The 19,559-nt window shown below is 66.7% G+C and carries 16 protein-coding genes; 10 read left to right on the top strand and 6 right to left on the bottom strand.

Translation table 11 applies throughout. The features are described 5' to 3' along the window. Positions 1 to 4 precede the first annotated feature (4 nt). Both secD and secF read left to right on the top strand, forming a co-directional pair. Complete coding sequence (secD, locus tag AC3DEZ_RS05995; RefSeq protein WP_488387407.1) at positions 5 to 1,909, top strand: protein translocase subunit SecD; 1,905 nt, start codon at positions 5 to 7, stop codon at positions 1,907 to 1,909. A gap of 16 nt (positions 1,910 to 1,925) precedes the next feature. Next, on the top strand, positions 1,926 to 2,891 hold the full coding sequence (secF, locus tag AC3DEZ_RS05990; RefSeq protein WP_447105108.1) for a protein translocase subunit SecF: 966 nt from the start codon (positions 1,926 to 1,928) through the stop codon (positions 2,889 to 2,891). A 152-nt stretch (positions 2,892 to 3,043) separates the two neighbouring features. Here secF and AC3DEZ_RS05985 read toward each other — a convergent pair whose 3' ends face one another. Continuing rightward, positions 3,044 to 3,874, bottom strand: a complete 831-nt coding sequence (locus AC3DEZ_RS05985) for an inositol monophosphatase family protein (RefSeq protein WP_488387406.1) — start codon at positions 3,872 to 3,874, stop codon at positions 3,044 to 3,046. Positions 3,875 to 3,969: 95 nt separating this feature from the next. Between AC3DEZ_RS05985 and AC3DEZ_RS05980 the strand changes: the two genes are divergently transcribed. The 3 genes from AC3DEZ_RS05980 to AC3DEZ_RS05970 all read left to right on the top strand — a co-directional run bounded on the left by AC3DEZ_RS05980 (position 3,970) and on the right by AC3DEZ_RS05970 (position 7,856). Next, positions 3,970 to 4,743: an RNA methyltransferase gene (locus tag AC3DEZ_RS05980; protein ID WP_488387405.1), complete on the top strand. Its 774-nt coding sequence runs from the start codon at positions 3,970 to 3,972 to the stop codon at positions 4,741 to 4,743. 63 nt (positions 4,744 to 4,806) lie between these two features. Next, the gene (locus tag AC3DEZ_RS05975) at positions 4,807 to 5,739 is read left to right on the top strand and encodes a phosphate/phosphite/phosphonate ABC transporter substrate-binding protein (RefSeq protein WP_488387404.1); all 933 of its coding nucleotides are present in this window, start codon (positions 4,807 to 4,809) and stop codon (positions 5,737 to 5,739) included. Then, positions 5,736 to 7,856, top strand: coding sequence for a putative bifunctional diguanylate cyclase/phosphodiesterase (locus AC3DEZ_RS05970; RefSeq protein WP_488387403.1), 2,121 nt, complete (start codon positions 5,736 to 5,738; stop codon positions 7,854 to 7,856). Before AC3DEZ_RS05975 ends, AC3DEZ_RS05970 begins: the two co-directional genes overlap by 4 nt. A gap of 139 nt (positions 7,857 to 7,995) precedes the next feature. On the opposite strand, the gene AC3DEZ_RS05965 is transcribed toward AC3DEZ_RS05970, so the two are convergent. Beyond that, entirely contained in the window at positions 7,996 to 8,625 is a 630-nt protein-coding gene (locus tag AC3DEZ_RS05965) for an exopolysaccharide biosynthesis protein (RefSeq protein WP_488387402.1), read from the bottom strand. Between the two features lie 5 nt (positions 8,626 to 8,630). Continuing rightward, a complete protein-coding gene (locus AC3DEZ_RS05960; RefSeq protein ID WP_488387401.1) occupies positions 8,631 to 9,938 on the bottom strand; it encodes a hemolysin family protein in 1,308 nt (435 codons plus the stop codon). 257 nt (positions 9,939 to 10,195) lie between these two features. On the opposite strand from AC3DEZ_RS05960, the gene AC3DEZ_RS05955 reads away from it, so the two are divergent. Next, positions 10,196 to 10,822 (top strand): DUF47 domain-containing protein, encoded by a 627-nt coding sequence (locus AC3DEZ_RS05955; protein WP_447105114.1) that lies wholly within the window; start codon positions 10,196 to 10,198, stop codon positions 10,820 to 10,822. A 10-nt stretch (positions 10,823 to 10,832) separates the two neighbouring features. Beyond that, positions 10,833 to 11,954 (top strand): inorganic phosphate transporter, encoded by a 1,122-nt coding sequence (locus AC3DEZ_RS05950; protein WP_488387400.1) that lies wholly within the window; start codon positions 10,833 to 10,835, stop codon positions 11,952 to 11,954. 101 nt (positions 11,955 to 12,055) lie between these two features. Here the strand turns inward: AC3DEZ_RS05950 and AC3DEZ_RS05945 are convergent, their stop codons facing one another. Further along, positions 12,056 to 12,466, bottom strand: a complete 411-nt coding sequence (locus tag AC3DEZ_RS05945; protein ID WP_141453614.1) for a hypothetical protein — start codon at positions 12,464 to 12,466, stop codon at positions 12,056 to 12,058. 119 nt (positions 12,467 to 12,585) lie between these two features. On the opposite strand from AC3DEZ_RS05945, the gene AC3DEZ_RS05940 reads away from it, so the two are divergent. Both AC3DEZ_RS05940 and AC3DEZ_RS05935 read left to right on the top strand, forming a co-directional pair. Beyond that, positions 12,586 to 12,924, top strand: coding sequence for an MGMT family protein (locus tag AC3DEZ_RS05940; RefSeq protein WP_488387399.1), 339 nt, complete (start codon positions 12,586 to 12,588; stop codon positions 12,922 to 12,924). A gap of 43 nt (positions 12,925 to 12,967) precedes the next feature. Next, a complete protein-coding gene (locus AC3DEZ_RS05935) occupies positions 12,968 to 13,630 on the top strand; it encodes a rhomboid family intramembrane serine protease (protein ID WP_488387398.1) in 663 nt (220 codons plus the stop codon). 103 nt (positions 13,631 to 13,733) lie between these two features. On the opposite strand, the gene AC3DEZ_RS05930 is transcribed toward AC3DEZ_RS05935, so the two are convergent. Beyond that, entirely contained in the window at positions 13,734 to 15,740 is a 2,007-nt protein-coding gene (locus AC3DEZ_RS05930) for a M13 family metallopeptidase (RefSeq protein ID WP_488387397.1), read from the bottom strand. A 149-nt stretch (positions 15,741 to 15,889) separates the two neighbouring features. Beyond that, positions 15,890 to 17,998, bottom strand: coding sequence for a M13 family metallopeptidase (locus tag AC3DEZ_RS05925; RefSeq protein WP_488387396.1), 2,109 nt, complete (start codon positions 17,996 to 17,998; stop codon positions 15,890 to 15,892). A 183-nt stretch (positions 17,999 to 18,181) separates the two neighbouring features. Between AC3DEZ_RS05925 and AC3DEZ_RS05920 the strand changes: the two genes are divergently transcribed. After that, positions 18,182 to 19,555 carry an MBL fold metallo-hydrolase RNA specificity domain-containing protein gene (locus AC3DEZ_RS05920; RefSeq protein ID WP_488387395.1) on the top strand — a complete coding sequence of 458 codons (1,374 nt, stop codon included), beginning with the start codon at positions 18,182 to 18,184 and terminating at the stop codon, positions 19,553 to 19,555. Positions 19,556 to 19,559 lie beyond the last annotated feature (4 nt).

Raw genomic sequence — 19,559 nt, 5'->3', positions numbered from 1 at the left:
CGCAATGCTTGAATTCCCTCGCTGGAAATACGTCGTCATCCTGCTGGTCGTTGCGCTGAGCGTGTTCTACGCGCTGCCCAACATCTATCCGCAGGATCCCTCGGTACAGATCACGCCGAATCGCGGTTACGCGATCGACGCGGCATTGCGACAGAAGGTCGAGACCAGCCTCAAGGAGGCCGGTGTCGCCACCAAGGCGCTGGACGACCAGGACGGCAAGAGCCTGATGGTCCGCCTGCCGGGCCTGGACGCGCAGACCAAGGCCAACGACGTCCTGCGCGGCGCGCTGGGCGAGAACTACGTGGTGGCGCTGAACCTGGCCTCGACGGTTCCGGACTGGCTCAGCCGGTTCGGTGCCCGTCCGATGGTGCAGGGCCTGGATCTGCAGGGCGGCGTGCATTTCGAGCTGCAGGTCGATCAGAAGGCCGCGCTGGACAAGCGCGTCGACGCCTATGTCGAGGACGCCCGCCTGACCTTGCGCGACAACCGCATCAAGTACCAGTCGGTCGAACGCCGTCCGGACAACAGCATCGCCATCACCCTGGCGCCGGGCGGGGACGCCAACAAGGCGCGCGACCTGCTGGCCAAGACGTTGGTCGCCTCGTCCAATGCCGGCGGCGCGCCGCTGGTCGGTGGCGGCGCCCTGACCTATGAGGTGGAAGGCGAACGCATCACCATCGGCCTGCCGGAAAGCGAACTGAACCAGATCGCCGGCAGCGCCATCGAGCAGAACATCACCACGCTGCGCAACCGCGTCAACGAACTGGGCGTCGCCGAGCCGATCATCCAGCGCCAGGGCAACGATCGCGTGGTCGTGCAGTTGCCGGGCGTACAGGACACCGCCGAGGCCAAGCGCATGATCGGCGCGACCGCCACCCTGGAATACCGCGCGGTGGTCGATGGCAATGCCTATGACGCGGTCGCCAGCGGCAACGTGCCGCCGGAAGCGCGCGTGTACTACCGTCGCGAAACCGGCCCGGACGGTAAACCCGTCCCGATCCTGTTGAACAAGCGCGTGATCGTTTCAGGTGACCAGATGGTCGGCGCCCAGTCCTCGACCGACCAGAACGGCCTGCCGGCGGTCAACGTGACGCTGAACAACATCGGTGGCCAGCGCATGCTCGACTTCACCGGCGCCAACGTGAACAAGCCGATGGCGGTGGTCTACATCGAGCGCATCCCGCAGGTGGACATCGTCAACGGCGAGGAAGTGCGCAGCACCCGGATCAAGGAGGAAGTGATCTCGGTGGCGAACATCAACGGCGTGTTCGGCAAGAACTTCATCACCACCGGTCTGGAAAAGACCGAAGCCGATGGCCTGGCCAAGCTGCTGCGCGCCGGTTCGCTGGCCGCGCCGATGGACTTCATCAACGAACGCGTGGTCGGCCCCAGTCTGGGCGCGGAGAACGTGGCCCGCGGCACCAAGGCGGTGATGTTCTCGTTCCTGTTCGCGCTGGCCTTCTTCCTGGTCTACTACCGGATGTTCGGCCTGCTCACCTGCATCGCGCTGCTGCTGAACCTGGTGATGGTGGTGGCGGTGATGTCGCTGTTCGGCGCCACCATGACCCTGCCGGGCTTCGCCGGCCTGGCGCTGTCGATCGGCATGTCGGTGGACGCCAACGTGCTGATCAACGAACGCATACGCGAGGAGTTGAGAGCCGGCGTGCCGCCGCTGACGTCCATCGCCACGGGCTACGACAAGGCCTCCGGCACCATCTTCGATTCGAACATGACCGCGCTGCTGGCCGGCGTGGCGCTGTTCGCCTTCGGCACCGGCCCGCTCAAGGGCTTCGCCATCACCATGATCGTCGGCATCCTGACGTCCGTGTTCACCGCCGTCACCGTTTCGCGCGCGCTGGCCACGCTGATCTATGGCCGTCGCCGCAAGCTGAAGTCGCTGGCCATCTGACGAGAGCAACCGAACCATGAAACTCTTCCCGCTGCATCTCGTTCCCAACGACACCAACATCGACTTCATGCGCCTGCGCTGGGTGTCGCTGGCGGTGGCCCTGATCCTCGCGGTGGTCGCCATCGGCGCCATGGCGTTCAAGGGGTTCAACTACGCGCTCGATTTCACCGGCGGCATCATGGTGGAGCTGCGCTTCGACAATCCGCCGGACGTGGATGCCGTGCGCGAACGCCTGGAAGCTTCGGGCTACCAGGGCGCGCAGGTCCAGACCTTCGGCACTGGCCGCGATCTGCTGGTTCGCCTGCAGCCGCGCGAGGGCCAGACGGATTCGGAAGCCGCCAACCGCACCGCCACCGAGGTGGTGAAGCTGGCGTCCTCGGCCGACAACCCGGCATCGAAGCTGCGCAGTGAAATCGTCAGCCCGCAGGTCGGCAAGGAACTGGCCATGAACGGCCTCTACGCGCTGATCTTCGTGGTGGTGGGCTTCCTGATCTACATCGCGTTCCGGTTCGAATGGAAGTTCGCGCTGGCGGCGATCTTCACGACCCTGCACGACGTGCTGATCTGCGCCGGTTTCTTCGCATTGACGGGGCGCGAGTTCGATCTGACCGTGCTGGCCGGCCTGTTGTCGGTGATGGGCTTCTCGATCAACGACACCATCGTGGTGTTCGACCGTGTGCGCGAGAACTTCCGCTCGCTGCGGGTGGACCCGGTGGAGGTCCTGAACCGCTCGGTCAACCAGACCCTGTCGCGCACCATCATCACCTCGTTCGTGGCGTTCCTCACCGTGCTGGCGCTGTACATCTACGGTGGCGGTTCGCTGGAAGGCATGGCGATCTCGCAGATGATCGGCATCGTGATCGGCACCATCTCCTCGATCTTCATCGCCTGCCCGCTGCTGACCATGGGCTTCATGAAGGTCACCAAGCAGGACCTGATGCCGAAGGCCAAGGACGAGGCGGCGCTGGCGCGGAGGCCTTGAGGCAGGGATTCGGGATGGGGGATGAACGGCCGTGCGGCCGTTGAAAGCCGGGATTCGAGAAAGCCACCCTTCCCGGAACAAAGAAGAAGGCCGCGCAATGCGCGGCCTACTTTGTTTCGTGGAGCGGAGTTTGCTCCGCTCCATTGAGCGGCTCAGCCCTTCGGCGGGTCGAAGCTGGCGGCGTAGCCGGAGGTGACGATGGCCTTCTGCAGGGCTTCGGCGACCTTGATGTTGCCGGCGACGATCTGGCGGGAGGCCGGTCCGCGGCCATCCATGCGCGGGGTGGCGGCGCCACGGAAATCGCAGATGCGGCCACCGGCCTCGCGTACCAGCAGCACGCCGGCGGCGATGTCCCAGTCCTTCACGCCCGCTTCGAAGTAGGCATCCAGCCGGCCGCAGGCCACGTAGGCCAGGTCCAGCGCGGCCGAACCGGTGCGGCGCACGTCCTCGGCCTGGACCAGCAGTTCACGCACGCATTCCAGCTGGGCGCCGGCACGGGCGCGCTCGCGCGGGGGAAAGCCGGTGCAGATGACGGTACCGGTCAGGTCCTTGCGCTCGGCGACCCGGATCTTGCGTTCGTTGAGCTGGGCGCCGGCGCCGCGGCTGGCGGTGAACAGGTCGTTGCGGAGCGGGTCGAAGATCACCGCGTCGGTCGGCTCGCCGTTCTCGACCAGCGCGATCGACACGCAGTAGTGCGGGAAGCCGCGCAGGTAGTTGCTGGTGCCGTCCAGCGGGTCGATGACCCAGGTATAGCGGCTCTGGCCCTGGATGCCGCCTTCCTCGCCGACCACGGCGTAGTCGGGATAGGCGCGCCGGAGCTCCTTGACGATGACCTTCTCGGCGTCCGCGTCTACTTCGCTGGCGTAGTCCATCCGGTCCTTCTGCACCACGTTCAGCGCATCCAGCTTGTTGATGTTGCGCAAGAGCACGTTGCCTGCCAGGCGGGCGGCTTTGACCATGACGGTGACGGCGGGTTTCTGCATGGCTTCGGACCTCGGAACAGGCAGGGGGCGGTATGGACGGTGGAAAAGAGCGGCTCGGCGCAGAGGCCGGCGCGCACAGTTTAACATCTGTGCCCATGAACACTCCCGCATTTCCGCTCCCCGCGGCCGCCCGGCTGCGCATCGTGCTGGTCGGCACCCAGCATCCCGGCAACATCGGCGCCGCCGCGCGCGCCCTGAAGACCATGGGTCTGGCCCGGTTGGTCCTGGTGGCGCCCGAACAGTTCCCCTCCGACGAGGCCCTCCGGCGCGCCGCCGGGGCCGACGACCTGCTGGCCGAGGCCGGGGTGATGGCGACGCTGGCCGAGGCCGTGGCCGATTGCCGCTACGTGCTGGGCTGCACCGCCCGCAGCCGTCGGGTCCAACTGGAGGAATTCGAACCGCGCCAGGCCGCCACCCAGGCCGTGGAGATGGCGGCCGAGGGCGAAGTCGCCCTGGTGTTCGGCCGCGAGCGGACCGGCCTGACCAACGAGGAACTACAGCTCTGCCACGCGGCCGTGCACATCCCGGCCAACCCGGAATACAGCTCGCTGAACCTGGCAGCCGCGGTCCAGGTGCTGGCCTACGAGTTGCGCCTGGCCCTGCGCGAGCACGCCCCGCCCGCGGCGGCGGAAAACCGCCATCCGGACGAAGCGCCGGCCAGTCACGCGCAACTGGAAGGCTTCTTCGCCCAGTTGGGGCAAACCCTGGACGAAATCGATTTCCACAAGGGGCGCACACCCGATTCGGCGATGCGCAAACTGCGTCGCCTGTTCCTGCGCGCGCACCCCAGCGAGCAGGAGGTGAGGCTGCTGCGCGGCATCCTGGCCGATGCCCAGCGGATGGCGCGGTTGGCGGACGGGCGCACGTAATCTACTGTCCCAAAGTCACATTTTCGGCTAGGCTCCCACCACCTTTTCGAAGGACCTTCCTCGTTGCCTACGTCCCGGTTCGCATTCGTCCTGACGCTGCTCGGGGCGTTCCTTTCGCCGGGCGCCGTCGCGCAGGCCAACGCCGCCGGTGGCGATGATCACGTACTGGTCCTGGGCCGCATCAGCGACGATCCCAAGGCCCATTACGAACAGCTCAAACCGCTGCTGGACTACGTGATCCCGCGCATGCGCGACGTCGGCATCACCGAGGGCCGGATCCTGATGGCGCGCGACACCCAGCAGATGATCAGCTATCTGCGCCGGGGCCGGGTGGACTGGGTGACGGAAACCGCCGGTACCGCGATGCGCCTGCAGGACCGCGCCGGCGCGCGACCGCTGCTGCTGACCGAGCGCGGTGGCGTCGGGCGCTATCACGGCGTGTTCTTCGTCCGCCGCGACAGCGGGCTGGAAAAGCTGCAGGACCTGAAGGGACGCGCGGTGGCGTTCCAGAACACCGCCTCCACCAGCGCCTATTTCGCACCGGCGGTGGAACTGCTCGATGCCGGCCAGCGGCTGGAGATTCTGCTGTCGCCGATGGATCGCCCGGCGCCGGATTCGGTCGGCTACGTGTTCGCGCGCACCGAGCTGAACATCTCCGCCTGGGTCCACAAGCGCCTGGTCGATGCCGGCGTGGTGAGCAGCCTGGACTGGAACGACGCGCGACGCATTCCGCCTTCTTTCCGCAACGATTTCCGGATCATCCACGAGACTCCGGAGTACCCGCGCGCGCTGGAAATGGTGCGCGGCGATCTCGCGCCGGAGGTGGAAGCGCGACTCCGCGAGGTGCTGTTGCAGGCCGCCAATGATCCGCAGGCACGCGAGGCGATGCGGCTGTTCTTCCGCACCACCGCCTTCCTGCCGGTCGATCCCGAATCGCGGCGCGCGCTGGAGCACCTGCGGCAGGGCGTGGGCCGCGTACGCGAGCAGGTCGAATGAAGAAGATCCGTTTCGGCCTGGAAGCCCGTTTCCTCACCGCCATGGCGATCATGCTGGCGGTGGTGATCGGATTGCTGGCGACCCTGCTGCACCGGCAGAAGGCGATGCAGCAGGAAGTGGCCGGGGTGGCCCGCGAAGCCATGCACGGCATGGCCGAGGACAGCCTGCGCCGGCATGGCGGCGCGACCGTCGATCAGCTCGCCGACGCGCTCGCCAACCCGCTGTACTACTTCGACATGGACACCATCGGCACGCTGGTCCGTTCCGCGCAGAAGGAACCGGATGTCAGTTACGTGCTGGTTTACGACCCGCAGGGCCGGATCATCCATGACGGCTCCGAGGAGATCGCGGTCTACGGCCAGCAGATGAGCGATCCGCTGGCCTACGAGGCGATCAGCACGCCGGAACTGCATACCCAGTGGTCGCCGCAGATCGTCGACATTTCCGAGCCGATCATGATAGGCAACCAGCGCATCGGCGGCGTGCGGGTGGGCTATTCGCTGGATTCGGTGCGTGGCCACGAGGACCGCGCGGTGGCGGCGGCCAAGGGGCGCCTGGAAGCCCTCGGCCAGCGCCACCTGATCTGGGTGTGGACGCTGCTGGCGGCGCTGGTCGCGGCGTGCGTGGCCATCATGGTGTACGCCCAGCGCACCCTGGTCCGCCCGATCCGGCAGCTGGCCGAGGCGGCGCACGCCATCGAGGTCGGCAACTACAACAGCGAGCGCCCGGTCAGCCATCGCAACGACGAGGTCGGCGAACTGGTGCGCGCCTTCAGCAGCATGAGCGACAGTATCGCCCGCCACGATCGCGACGTGCGGCGCATGGCCTACACCGACTCGCTGACCGGCCTGACCAACCGGCTGGCCTTCCGCGAGAGTCTGGACCACCGGCTGATGATGCTGCGCGGCGCTGGTCGCCAATTGGCGCTGCTGTTCGCCGACATCGACGATTTCAAGCGGGTCAACGACACCCTGGGCCATGAGGCCGGCGATGAGGTGTTGCAGCAGTTCGCCAACCGCATCCGCGAAGCGGTGGAACAGCTGGGCGGCGACGATGCGCTGCTCGCGCGTTTCGGCGGCGACGAATTCGTCATCCTGATCCAGGACGGCGACGTGCGGGCGGTCGCCACCCGGTTGGCGGAACAACTGGTCACCGAACTGGGCCGGCCGCTGGTCATCCAGGATCGGCAGGTATTCCTCGGCACGTCGATCGGCATCACCCTGTTCCCGGAGGATGCCTCCGGCGCCACCGCGCTGATGAAGAACGGTGACATCGCCATGTACCAGGCCAAGGTGGCCGGCAAGAACTGCTACCGCTTCTACAGCCGGGCGATGGACCAGGCGGTGGAGCGGCGGGTGCGGATGGAACAGGAACTGCGCGGCGCCTGGGAGCGCGGCGAACTGAGCCTGCTGTACCAGCCGGTGTTCCGGCTGTCCGACAGCCGCATCGTCGGCGCCGAGGCGCTGCTGCGCTGGCAGCATCCGGAACTGGGCATGGTGGCGCCTTCGGTGTTCATCGACGTGGCCGAGCAGAGCGGCCTGATCGAGAGCATCGGCCCGCGCGTGCTGCGCGCGGCCTGCACCGCGGCCGCGCGCTGGAGCGCGGATCGGGATCCGATGGATCAGCTGTTCGTGTCGGTCAACGTGTCGCCGCGGCAGCTGCGCAGCGGCGATCTGCCCGAAGTGGTGGCCGAGTGCCTGCGCGAGACCGGGCTGGCGTCTTCGCGCCTGCACCTGGAACTCACCGAGACCGCCGTCATCGCCGACGAGGCGCATGCCAGTGCGCTGCTGGCGACCCTGCATCGCACCGGCGTGAAGGTCTGGCTGGACGACTTCGGCACCGGTTTCTCCGGATTGAGCCATCTGCGCCGGGTGCCGGTCGATGGCGTGAAGATCGACCGCAGCTTCATCGCGGACATGCTGCGGGATCCGGACGATCTCGCGCTGACCAGCGCGATCATCGCCATGGCCCACTCGCTGGGCATCACCGTGGTCGCCGAGGGCGTGGAGAAGGAAGGCCAGTTCAACATCCTGCGCGAGCGGGGCTGCGATCTGGCCCAGGGCTACTGGCTGGGGTATCCGGTCACCGCCGCCGAGTTCGCCCAGCTGATCGCCTGAGCCCCGTCTCGTGCAGGAGTGACGTGAGTCGCGACCGTCAATTCGACGCGGCCACATGAAAGGCTGACCACCGTTTCATACGGGCAGATGCAAATGCACGGTCGCGACTTGTGTCGCCCCTGCAACGGGCGCTTGCAGGTCAGGAGAACCAGCGACCGACGAATTCCGTGGTGGCGGCGACCAGGTGGCCCGACAGGAAACCGAACACGATCACCGCGGCCCCGCCCGCCGCCCAGGCCACCAGCATCAGCGCGCCGTCGCGTTCCAGCAGGGCCAGCGCGAACAGCAGCAGCAACACGCCGAACACGTAGTTGGTGAACGGAATCGGCAGGGCCAGCAGCAACCCGAGCAGCACCAGCAGCAGACCGGTGAAGGAAAGCGCCAGCTTGTGATCCAGCACGGCGTGCAGGCGTGGTCGGATCAGTTTTTCCAGCCGCGCCAGCCAGGGCGAGAGCAGGGTGCGGAAGGTGATCAATGCACTGCGGTGAGGGCCGCGCCGGGCGATGAAGCCGGGCAGCCACAGCCGGGACAGGCCGAGCAGCAGTTGCGCGCCGACCAGGATCACCAGCGGTCCGCCGATGGCGCCACCGACGCCGGGAATGGGAATGAAGGCCGGCAGCACCGAGATGAACAGCAGCAGCCCGAATGCGCTCTGGCCGAAGCCGGAGAGCAGATCGCCCAGGCGCAGGACCTGGCCGGGATCGCCCAGCGCGAAATCATCCAGGAGGGCACGAATGCCCGCGTGGGGCGGGCGGTCGGAGGAATCCATGGTGCTCAGGCTGCCGCGTCCTCGCCGGTTTCTTCCGGCACGCGCTGCAACAGCAGCTTGTCGATGCGGGCGCCGTCCAGATCGACGACCTCGAAGCGCCAGCCGTCCAGTTCGAACGACTCGCCCACGTGCGGGATGCGGCCGAAGTGCTCGATCACCAGGCCGGCGATGGTGTTGTACTCGTCGTCGTCGGGCAGGTTCACCCCACCCAGCAGTTCGCGCAGGTCGTCGTTGGGCAGCGAGCCGTCCACCAGCAGCGAGCCGTCGTCGCGCATCACCACCAGCGCGTCGTCCTCGGTGTTCTCGGCGGCCTGCAGGCGACCCACCACCGCGCCCATCAGGTCGCTGATGGTCACCAGGCCCTGGATTTCACCGTACTCGTCCACCACCAGCGCCAGCGACTGCTGCTCCTCGCGGAAGATTTCCAGCAGCTTCATGGCATGGGTGGATTCGGAGACGAACAGCGGCTCGCGCAGGTTGCGGAAGATTTCCGGCGAGCGATCCGCGAAACGATCCAGCAGCGATTTGACCTCCAGCACGCCAACCACGTCCTGATCGCTGCCGCGGTAGACCGGGAAGCGCGAGAACTGCGATTCGCGCATGACCTGGAGGTTGTCCTCGTAGCCGGCGGCGGTGTCCAGCCAGACGATCTTCTTGCGCGGGGTCATCAGGCTGTCCGCGGTGCGATCGCCCAGGCGGAGCACCCGGTTCATCATGTTGCGTTCGTCGACGTCGATGACGCCCTGCTCGTGGCTCTCGGTCACCAGCAGGCGGATTTCCTCTTCGGTCACCGCGCCGCGGTTGTCGTCGCGGATGCCGAGCAGGCGCAGCACGGCCCGGTTGATCGCGCCGAGCACGAACACCACCGGACGGGCGATGCGCGACAGCCAGTCCAGCGGGATGGCCACGGCCGAAGCGATGACCTCGGCATTCGTCAGCGCCAGCCGTTTGGGGATCAGCTCGCCGAAGATGACCGAACTGGCGGTGATCAGGGTGACGGCGGTGCCGATGCCGATCGGGCGCGCGTACTGCTGGATGCCGGGCACCATTTCGGCCAGCCAGCCGGCGATGATCGCGCCGATGGCGTCGCCGCCGAATACGCCGGCCAGGATGCCGATCAGGGTGATGCCGATCTGGACCGTGGACAGCAGATTGTCCGGATGCTCGGCCAGATGCAGGGCGACGCGGGCGCCCCGGCTGTCCGGGGCCATCTGCTTGAGCTTGAGTTTGCGCGAGGTCATCAGCGCCATCTCCGACAGGGCGAAGAAGGCGTTCAGGATGATCAGGGCGATGACGATCAGCAGTTCAAGCACGGCGGCCCTCCGTCATGGCCGGAGGGGGCGTCGCGGAGGACGCATTTCGTGGGCGACAGTGCGCGGGGGAGGTAGGGTCGTCTTCCATAGATTGCACCCCTCGGGGTGCCCCGGGAGTGTACCAAACCTGGGCCGGCGGGCTCATGGCAGGGGGCCGGAGGAGCCGTCCGGACGCCGGGGGCGTCGCCAGGATGGTCACTAAACAGTCATAATTCCGCCCCTAAAGCCGTCCGCCCCGCGACGGCGGGATTCTCGCGATGTTCTCGCTGCAGACCATTTTCGGCTCCGGCCAGCAGTTCTACACCCTGCTCGAGGAGGCCGCCGAGGCCGCCCTGGACAGCGCCAAGGCCCTCCACGCGATGATGAAGGAAAGCGACCGCCAGCCGGCGCTGGACGCCTTCAAGCTGGCCCGCCTGCGCGAGCGCGCGACCTCGGACAAGATCAGCCAGGCCCTGGTCGACAGCTTCATCACCCCGATCGAGCGCGAGGACATCGAGGCGCTGGGTTCGGCCCTGTACAAGATTCCCAAGCAGATCGAGAAATTCGCCGATCGCTACTCGCTGGCCCTGCAGCACCTGGAAGGCATCGACTTCGCGCCGCGCGCGGCGATGCTGGAGCAGGCCGCCGCGGTGGTGGTGGAGATGGTCCACGAGCTGAAGAAGATGAACATCGATCGCATGACCGCGCTCAACGAGAAGCTGCGCGCGATCGAGAACGAGGCGGACCGCCTGATGCTGGAGCTGTACCGCGACATCTATTCCGGCCGCCTGGACCATTTGCAGATGTTCCTGTTGAAGGAGTTCTTCGAGATCCTGGAAAAAGCCATCGACCGCTGCCGCGAAGCCGGCGTGGTGGCTTACCAGATCGTGTTGAAGAACAGCTGAGGACCGCACCATGCTGACCCTGGTCCTGGTGGTGATCCTGGCCGCGCTCGTGTTCGAGTTCATCAACGGCTTCCACGACACCGCCAACTCCATCGCCACCGTGGTCGCCACCAAGGTGCTGACGCCCGGCCAGGCGGTGATGCTGGCGGCGCTGACCAATCTGGTTGGCGCGCTGACCGGCACCGCGGTGGCGAAGACCATTTCTTCCGGCCTGATCGACACCGGCGTGGTCGAGGTGACCTCGCAGGTGATCCTGTGTGCGTTGCTCGGCGGCATCGTCTGGAACCTGATCACCTGGTGGAAGGGGCTGCCATCCTCGTCCTCCCACGCGCTGATCGGTGGCCTGTGCGGCGCCGCGCTGGCCGCCGCGCACAACAACTGGGGTGCGCTGATCTGGTCCGAGAGCGTCGGAAACTGGGCCAAGAACAAGGGCATCCTGTGGAAGGTGGTGCTGCCGATGATCAGCTCGCCGATCGCCGGCTTCCTGCTGGGCATTGGCGTGATGCTCCTGCTGTGGGGCCTGATCGTGCTGTTCTCGCGTGCCGGCGGCTGGCTGGGACGACTGGCGCGGCCGAACTTCGTCAACAAGTTCTTCGGCAAGGCGCAGATCCTGTCGGCGGCCTACATGGGCTACGCGCACGGCCACAACGACGCGCAGAAGACGATGGGCATCATCGCCTTGACCTTGTTCGGTGCAGAGGCATCCGGTGCGCTGAATGATCTTCCGGGCTGGCTGGCGTTCCTGCATCCGGGCAGCGCCGGCGAGCAGGACATCGCGACCTGGATCGTGCTGACCTGCGCCGTGGTGATGGCGCTGGGCACCGCCTCGGGCGGCTGGAAGATCATCAAGACGCTCGGCCACAAGATGGTCAAGCTGCATCCGATCAACGGTTTCGCCGCGGAGACCAGCTCGGCGACCATCCTGACCGTGGCCGCGCATTTCGGCATGCCGGTCTCCACCACCCACAGCATCTCCACGGCGATCATGGGCGTGGGCTTCGCCAAGAACCCGCGCGCGCTGAAATTCAGCGTGGTTGAGCGGATCATCTGGGCGTGGATCCTGACCATCCCCGCTGCCGGCGGTATCGCGTATGGCCTGCTGAGGTTGCTCCAGGCGATGGGTTGGGCTTGATAGGTACGGGAATGGAGAATCGGGAATCGGGAATCGTAAAGGCGCTGCTGGCGCAGCCCGCTTTTTAACGATTCCCTATTCCCTATTCTCGATTCGCGGCTTCAGAGCAAGTCGCCTTCAGCGGAGAGCGCGCGCTCCATGCGATCGCCCAGGCCGCCGATTTCCAGCACCAGGCGATCCACTTCGGCCGGGGTCAGGCCGTCGTAGGGACGGTTTTCGCACAGTTGCAGGTAGGGCACGCCGTCGAGTTCGCCGATGGCCAGGTAACCGACGCTGCTGTGCCAGTTGAAGCCGAGCGCGCGACGGGCGTCGACGCCGGTGATCGGCGCGATGACCGTGCTGACGCGCAGATAGCTGCGCTCGTCGTCGTTGCTCAGTTCGGACAGGAAGATGGCCTGGTGCCGGCTCCCGCTGTCCAGCGACAGTTCCACGCAGGCCACATAGGGTTCCTGCACCGACACCCGGTAGCCGGACGTGGTCAGGTGGCTGCGGATCTGTTCGAAATTCTTCATGGCGTGACGGACTCGGGAAATTCCAGAACCGTATGGTAGGCCGGTTTGCGGTGGCCGGGGTAGCCAGCGGACGGGGCAGGCGCCACACTTCCGGCATTCATCGAACGGAACGACCCGCCATGGTGGAAGCCACGCCGGAAGCGAAAATCCTCGCGGCCATCCGCGCGATTCCGCGCGGGCAGGTGGCGGGTTATGGCGAAGTCGCACGCCGTGCGGGGCTGCCCGGGCGCGCCCGGCTGGTGGCGCGCATCCTCAGCAACAACGACGACGCGCGGTTGCCCTGGCACCGGGTCCTGCGCTCGGATGGCCGCATCGCCTTTCCCGAGGGCTCGAAGGGCTACCGCGAACAGAGCCAGCGGCTGCGCGCCGAAGGCGTGCGGGTCGAGCAGGGCCGGGTGCGCGGCGTGAAAGCTGCACGCACGCTGGACGAGGCGCTGTGGGGACCGCCGGGCGGCTGAGGCTCCGCGGTTATCATGGCCGCGTTCCCGAAGGATGCGAGCCATGTTTCCTCCCGTGCTGCCGGTTACCCGCGCGCTGCTGATCGCCAATGTGGTGGTGTTCCTGCTCCAGATGTTCCTGGGGCCGGCGGTCACCGATTTGTTTGTCCAGTGGCCCATCGACTTCACGGGTGTGGGTCCCCGTGACGGTGGTTTCATGCTGTGGCAGCCGCTCACCAGCGGCTTCATGCATGGCGGACCGGGCCATCTGTTCTTCAACATGCTGGCCTTGTGGATGTTCGGCTCCCCGCTGGAAGCCACCTGGGGCGAGAAGCGCTTCACCACCTATTACTTCGTGTGCCTGATCGGCGCCAACCTGTGCCAGCTGCTGGTGAGTTCGTGGGTGCTGGCCAGCGGTGGTCCCAACATCTATTCGCTGGGCGCTTCCGGCGCCGTGTTCGGCCTGCTGCTGGGCTACGGCATGCTGTTCCCGAACCAGCGCATGATCGTGTTTCCGATTCCCATGGAAATCCGTGCCCGCACGCTGGTGATCATCTATGGTGCGCTGGCCCTGTTCTTCGGCATCACGGGAACGCAGGCCGGCGTGGCCCATTTCGCCCATCTTGGCGGGATGCTGTTCGGTTGGTTGATGATCCGCTACTGGCGCGGGCAGCCGCCGTTCGGCAAGCGCCGGCCGCCGGGGCCGCGGATGCGGATCGTCAAGTAGGCGGATCCCGTCGGAGGCCATTCCGCACAAGAGGCCTTCCATTCGCACAAACAAAAACGGCGCGTTTCCGCGCCGTTTTCGTGGATTGGACTGGCGCGAACGCTCAGCGCCACTCGCCGATCAGATCCGCATCCTTGCGCTGCATCGGCTGGCCCGGCTTGCAGCTGAAGGCCTGGCCGAAAGCGGCCTGGTTGGACAGCGGCGCATTGGTGCGCCACAGGCCGGGAGCGCGCACGTCGGTGGCGGCGCGCTGGGCGGCTTCGGTGGCGTCCATGCGTTGCGCCCACAGCTGCGCCCAGGCGTTGAAGAACGATTGCTTCGCGGGCGTGGCCGCCTGCGGTTCGCTGGCGAGGTAGGCATCCCAGGCCAGTTCGACGCCGGCCAGATCGGCGAGGGCTTCGTCCTGGACCAGATTGCCGTTGACCTTGACGTCCTTCAGCTCGGGATAGGCGAAGGCGCTGTATTGCGCCGCGATCTTCGCGCCGATGGCGTTCCAGGCGGTCAGATCGGAAGCGGTCCACCAGTCGCGCAGGTCACCCTTGGCGTCAACCATGCGGCCCTTGTTGTCGAAGCCGCGGCTGAGCTCGTGGCCCACCAGCGCGCCGTAGGCGCCGTACTGGCTGGCGGCATCGCGCTGCGGATCGAATACCGGCGGCTGCAGCACCGCGGCGGTGACGATCAGGCGGTTCTGGGCCAGGTCGTAGGCCAGCGCGGGCTGCTGCGGCAGCACGTCCCAGCGGCGATCCGCGTTGCCCTTGCCGATCCGCTTCATTTCCTCGCGGTGACGCCAGGTCGAGGCGATCAGCATGTTGCCGCCGAAGCTGCCGCGGCCCATCGGCTGCACGCTGTAGTCGACATCGCGGTGCGGGGTGCCGACTTCGATCTTGAGCTTGCCCAGCTTGGCCTTGGCTTCGGACTTGGCGCCCTCGCTCAACCACGCGGCGCGCTCGATGGCGCGTCCGAGCGCGTCGCGCACCTGCCGGGCGATCGCTTCGGCCTGATCGTCGCTGGCCCTGGGCAGGTAGCGCTCGGCGTATTCCTTGCCCAGCATCGGACCGGCGGCGAGGTTGATCGCGCCCAGCACCTGTTGCCAGCGCGCCGGCGAGGTGGTTTCGCCACGCAGGACCTTGCCGCGGAACTCGAACTCGGCGTCGCGGAACGACTTGGCCAGGTACGGCGCCATGGCGTCGCCCACGCGCCAGCGCAGGTAGGCCTTCCACTGGTCCGGCTTGAGGCTGGCGACTAGTGCGTCGATCTGCTTGAACAGTGCCGGATCGGCCACCGACACGGTGTCGTCATTGACGCCCTGGGCCTTGAGGAAGGCGTCGATCTGCAGGTTCCGGTATTGCTTGCCCAGCTCCTTGGTGGCGACTGGAGCGAAGTTGGACATCGGGTTGCGCAGGTCCAGCAGCGGCTTGGAGACCTGGGCCAGGCGGGTTTCCAGATCCAGCACCGCCTGTGCGTCGGCATCCAGGCGGTTCTGGGCGGTACCGGTGAGGGCGAGGACCTGCTTCACGTAGGCGCGATAGCGATCCATCACCTGCTTGGTGTCGGCGTCGGTACGGGTGTAGTAGGCCGGATCCGGCAGGCCCAGGCCGCCCTGCATGAAATAGCCGATGTGGCGATCCAGCGCGCGCAGATCGACGTCCGGGCTGAAATTGAAGGCAACCGGGATGCCGACCTGGTGCAACGCCGCGATCGCCGGAGCGACATCCTTGGCCTTCTTGATGGCGTTGATGCGATCCAGCAGCGGTGCGATCGGCTTGGCGCCGTCGGCTTCGACCGCGGTTTCGTCCAGGCCGCTGGCCCAGAAATCACCCAGCAGCTTCTGCACGTGGCCCTGCGGCGACTGCATCGCCGCTTGCAGCAGATCGCGCTGCTGTTGTTCGGTGCGCTCGCGCAACTGACCCAGTGCGCTGGCGCCCGGGGTGGTGTTGGCCTTCAGCCAGTCGGCGTTGGCGTGCGAATAGAAGTCGCTGCAGGCAGGGCTGACGGCGGGAGCGCGCGGCGCCTTCTTCTTGGCGGCTTCGGCCTGCGGAATGCCCAGCGCGGCGACCAGGGCGAAAGCGAGCAGGGAGGGGTGGCCAAGGGCGGCGCGGGTCTTCGACATCAGGGAATCCGGGGTGTTGGAGTTGGCGGATTCTAGCAAGCAGGGCAGGCACTCCCTGAACGCGGCGCACACTTCCATGGCCGGGTTCGGAAACGAGGAAGGCCCGGGAATTCCCGGGCCTTCGAGGGTATCGCCGGACGTAGTCCGGATTACCAGATCACCACCTGCTTGTCGCCGTCGCGGACCATCGCGTCGCCGGCCTTGCACTGGAACGCCGAGGCGAACGCCGGCAGGTTGGACGGGGCGCCGATGGCGCGGAAGTTGGCCGGCGCGTGCGGATCGGTCTTCAGGCGCACGGTCAGTTCTTCCGGAGTGAAGTTGCGGCGCCACACCGTGGCCCAGTTCAGGAAGAAGCGCTGATCGCGGGTGAGCCCGTCGGTCTTCGGATCCGGCGTGGCCTGGGTGGCCGTCTTCATCGCTTCGTACGCGGTCGCCAGGCCGCCCAGGTCGGCGATGTTCTCGCCCAGGGTCAGGCTGCCGTTGACCTTGCCACCGCCTTCGGTGGTGTAGCCGTTGAACTGGTTGACGAGCTTGCCGGTGAGGCCGGAGAACGCCTTGGCGTCGCCGTCGGTCCACCACACTTCCATGTTGCCGGTCGGTCCGAAGCGCGAACCCTGATCGTCGTAGCCGTGGATCATTTCGTGGCCGATCACCGCGCCGATGCCGCCATAGTTCATTTCATCCGAGGCGTTGGGATCGAAGAACGGCGGCTGCAGGATGGCGGCCGGGAACACGATCTCGTTCTGCAGCGGGTTGTAGTAGGCGTTGACCATCTGCGGCGGCATGCCCCATTCGGTCTTGTCCACCGGCTTGCCGATCTTGCCGAGGTTCCACTTGTAGTTGAACTCCTGCGCGGCCAGCACGTTGCCGATGTAGCTGTCACGGCTGGTGGCCAGGCCGGCCCACTCGCGCCACTTGTCCGGGTAGCCGATCTTCGGGGTGAAGGTCTCCCACTTCGCGATGGCCTTCTGCTTGGTTTCCGCGCTCATCCACGGCAGGTTCTCCAGGCGGGTCTTCAGCGCGGTGCGCAGGTTGCCGACCAGGGTTTCCATCTTGGCCTTGGATTCGGCCGGGAAGGCGACCTTCACGTACATCTGGCCCAGCGCTTCGCCGGCCTCGCCTTCCACGGTGTCGAGCACGCGCTTCCAGCGCGGCTTGATTTCCTTCTGCCCGCGCAGCGTCTTGGCGTAGAAGTTGAAGTTCTCGTTGACGAAGGCGTCGCTGAGGTACGGCGAGGCTCCGTCGACGGTGTGGAAGCGCAGGTACGCGCGCCAGATCGCCGGGTCGGTGTCGCCCAGCATCCTGCTAACTTCCTGGTGGAAGCCCGGCATGGCCAGCGAGAACTTGTCAGCCTTCACGCCCTGTGATTCGAAGAATCGGGTCCACGAGAAATTCGGGGTGAGCTTGTCGGCGTCGGCCAGCTTGACCGGGTTGTAGTACAGCGAAACGTCGCGCGAGAGTTCCTCGCTGGTCTTTGACGCCTTGGCCAGGCGGGTTTCGAACGCGACCACGTCCTGTGCCTGCTTGGCGGCATCGGCGACGGCCACGCCCGACAGTTCCAGCACCTTGGCGATGTGCGCCTGGTAGGCCTGCAGCTTTTCCTTGTTCTCGGCCTTGGTGTAGTACTCCGGATCCGGCAGGCCCAGGCCGCCCTGCGAGGCATAGGCCATCACCATCGAGGAATCCTTGAAGTCGGCCTCGCCACCGAAGCCGAACAGGAAGTTGCGGCCCTTGGTGGCACTGGCGCTCAGGTAGTCGACGACCGCTTCCTTGCTGGCCAGGCCGTCGATGGCGGTCAGGTCGGCCTTGATCGGCTCGATACCCTGGGCATTGACCTTGGCCTCGTCCATGCCGGTGGCCCACAGGTCGCCGACGATCTTCTCCACGCCGGTGGCGTTGGCATGCGCGGCGGCCTGTTCGGCCAACTGGCGCTGCACGGCGGTGGAACGCTCGTCCAGCATTTCGAACGCGCCCCAGCTGGTGCGATCGCCCGGGATGGTGTTGGCGGCCAGCCACTTGCCGTTGGCGTAGCCGGTGAAATCGGCGCAGGCGTTCTTGCTGGTGTCCAGATCCGCGAGCAGGAAGCGGTTCACCGGCGGCAGTTTGCTCTCGTCCAGCTTCAGTTGCAGCTCGCCGCTGTCGGCGCCGGCCTTGGCGGCGGCGTCGGGGGAGGCGGCTTCGTTGGGCTTGGAGCAGCCGGCGAGGGCCGCGGTGACGGCCAGGGACAAGAGCAGTATCTGCGGTTTACGGAAGGTCACTTTCAACTCCGGCCCGGAAGGGCATTGGGATAGGTCTGTCCAGATGGACGTGCGCGGACTCTACTCCCCGCCCGGGAGGACGGGGGGGTGTCGAAGGTCATGGTAAGCGGGCGGCCCGCAAGGGCACGTCATGGCCCGGGCGCAGGGCCATGCTAGGGTTTCCGGACATTGCGGGAGTCGAGAATGCGGATCGAATTCCATGGCGCGGCCGGCGAGGTGACCGGTTCGATGCACCTGCTGCACGCGGCGGGCAAGCGGATTCTGCTGGACTGCGGGATGATCCAGGGCAGCCGCGAGGCCGAGGCGCGAAATGCCGATCCGTTTCCGTTCGATCCGGCGGCGCTGGACGCGCTGGTGGTCAGCCACGCCCATATCGATCACATCGGCCGGATACCGCTGCTGGTGCGGCGTGGATTCCGCGGCCCCATCCACGCGCAGGCGGCCACCGCCGAGTTGATGCCGGTGATGCTGATGGATTCGGCCTCGCTGGCCGAAGTCGACGCCGAACGCGCCAATCGCCGCCGACGCCACGATGAGCCGGAAATCCAGCCGCTGTACGACCGCGAGGACGTGCAGGCGGCGATGGCGCAGGTCCGTCCGCTGCCCTACGACCAGCGACAGCCGATCCTGCCGGGCGTCGACCTCGCGTTCCGCGACGCCGGCCATATTCTCGGCTCCAGCATCGTCGAAGTGTGGGCGGACGGGCGCAAGCTGGTGTTTTCCGGCGATCTGGGCCAGAAGGGCACGCCGATCCTGCGCGATCCCTCGCAGGTGCGCGAGGCGGATCTGGTCCTGATGGAGTCCACCTACGGCGATCGCAACCACCGAGATCGTCCGGCCACGGTGCGCGAGCTGGGCGACGTTCTCGAGCAGGCCTGGGCCGATCGCGGCAACGTGCTGATTCCCGCGTTCGCGGTGGGGCGCAGCCAGGAACTGCTGTATTGGTTCGCGCATCATTGGGACGAATGGAACCTGTCGCGCTGGCGCGTGTTCCTGGACAGCCCGATGGCGGGCAAGGTGGTGCAGGTATACGGACGCCACCATGACCTGTTCGACATGGAAGCGCAGGAAGTCTGGCGCGGTTCGCCCAATCCGTTCCGCCTGCCCAACCTGCACATCACCGAGAGCACCGCCGAGTCGATGGCGATCAACCAGATCGCCAACGGCGCGATCATCATCGCCGGTTCCGGCATGGCCAACGGCGGTCGCATCCAGCATCACCTGGCCCACAATCTCGAGCGCCAGCGCACGCATGTGGTGTTCGTCGGCTACCAGGCCGAGGGTACGCTGGGAAGGCGGCTGGTCGATGGCGCGCGCTGGGTGCGCATCCATGGACGCGATCACCGCGTCAATGCGCAGTGCCACACCGTGGGTGGCCTGTCCGCGCATGCGGATCAGCAGGGGCTGTTGGCGTGGTACGGCGGTTTCGAACCTTCGCCACCGGTGGTGCTGGTGCATGGCGAGGATCGCGCGCGCGAGGCCCTGGCCGGTGAGCTGGGCGAGCGTTTCGGGGTGAGCGCGGAACTGGCGCGCCCGGGGATGCGGCTGGACGTCTGACGTC

The organism is Pseudoxanthomonas sp. 134C1, assembly GCF_057773065.1.
Note: the sequence above shows the minus strand (reverse complement) of the source record. Positions and strands in the feature narration are given on the sequence as shown.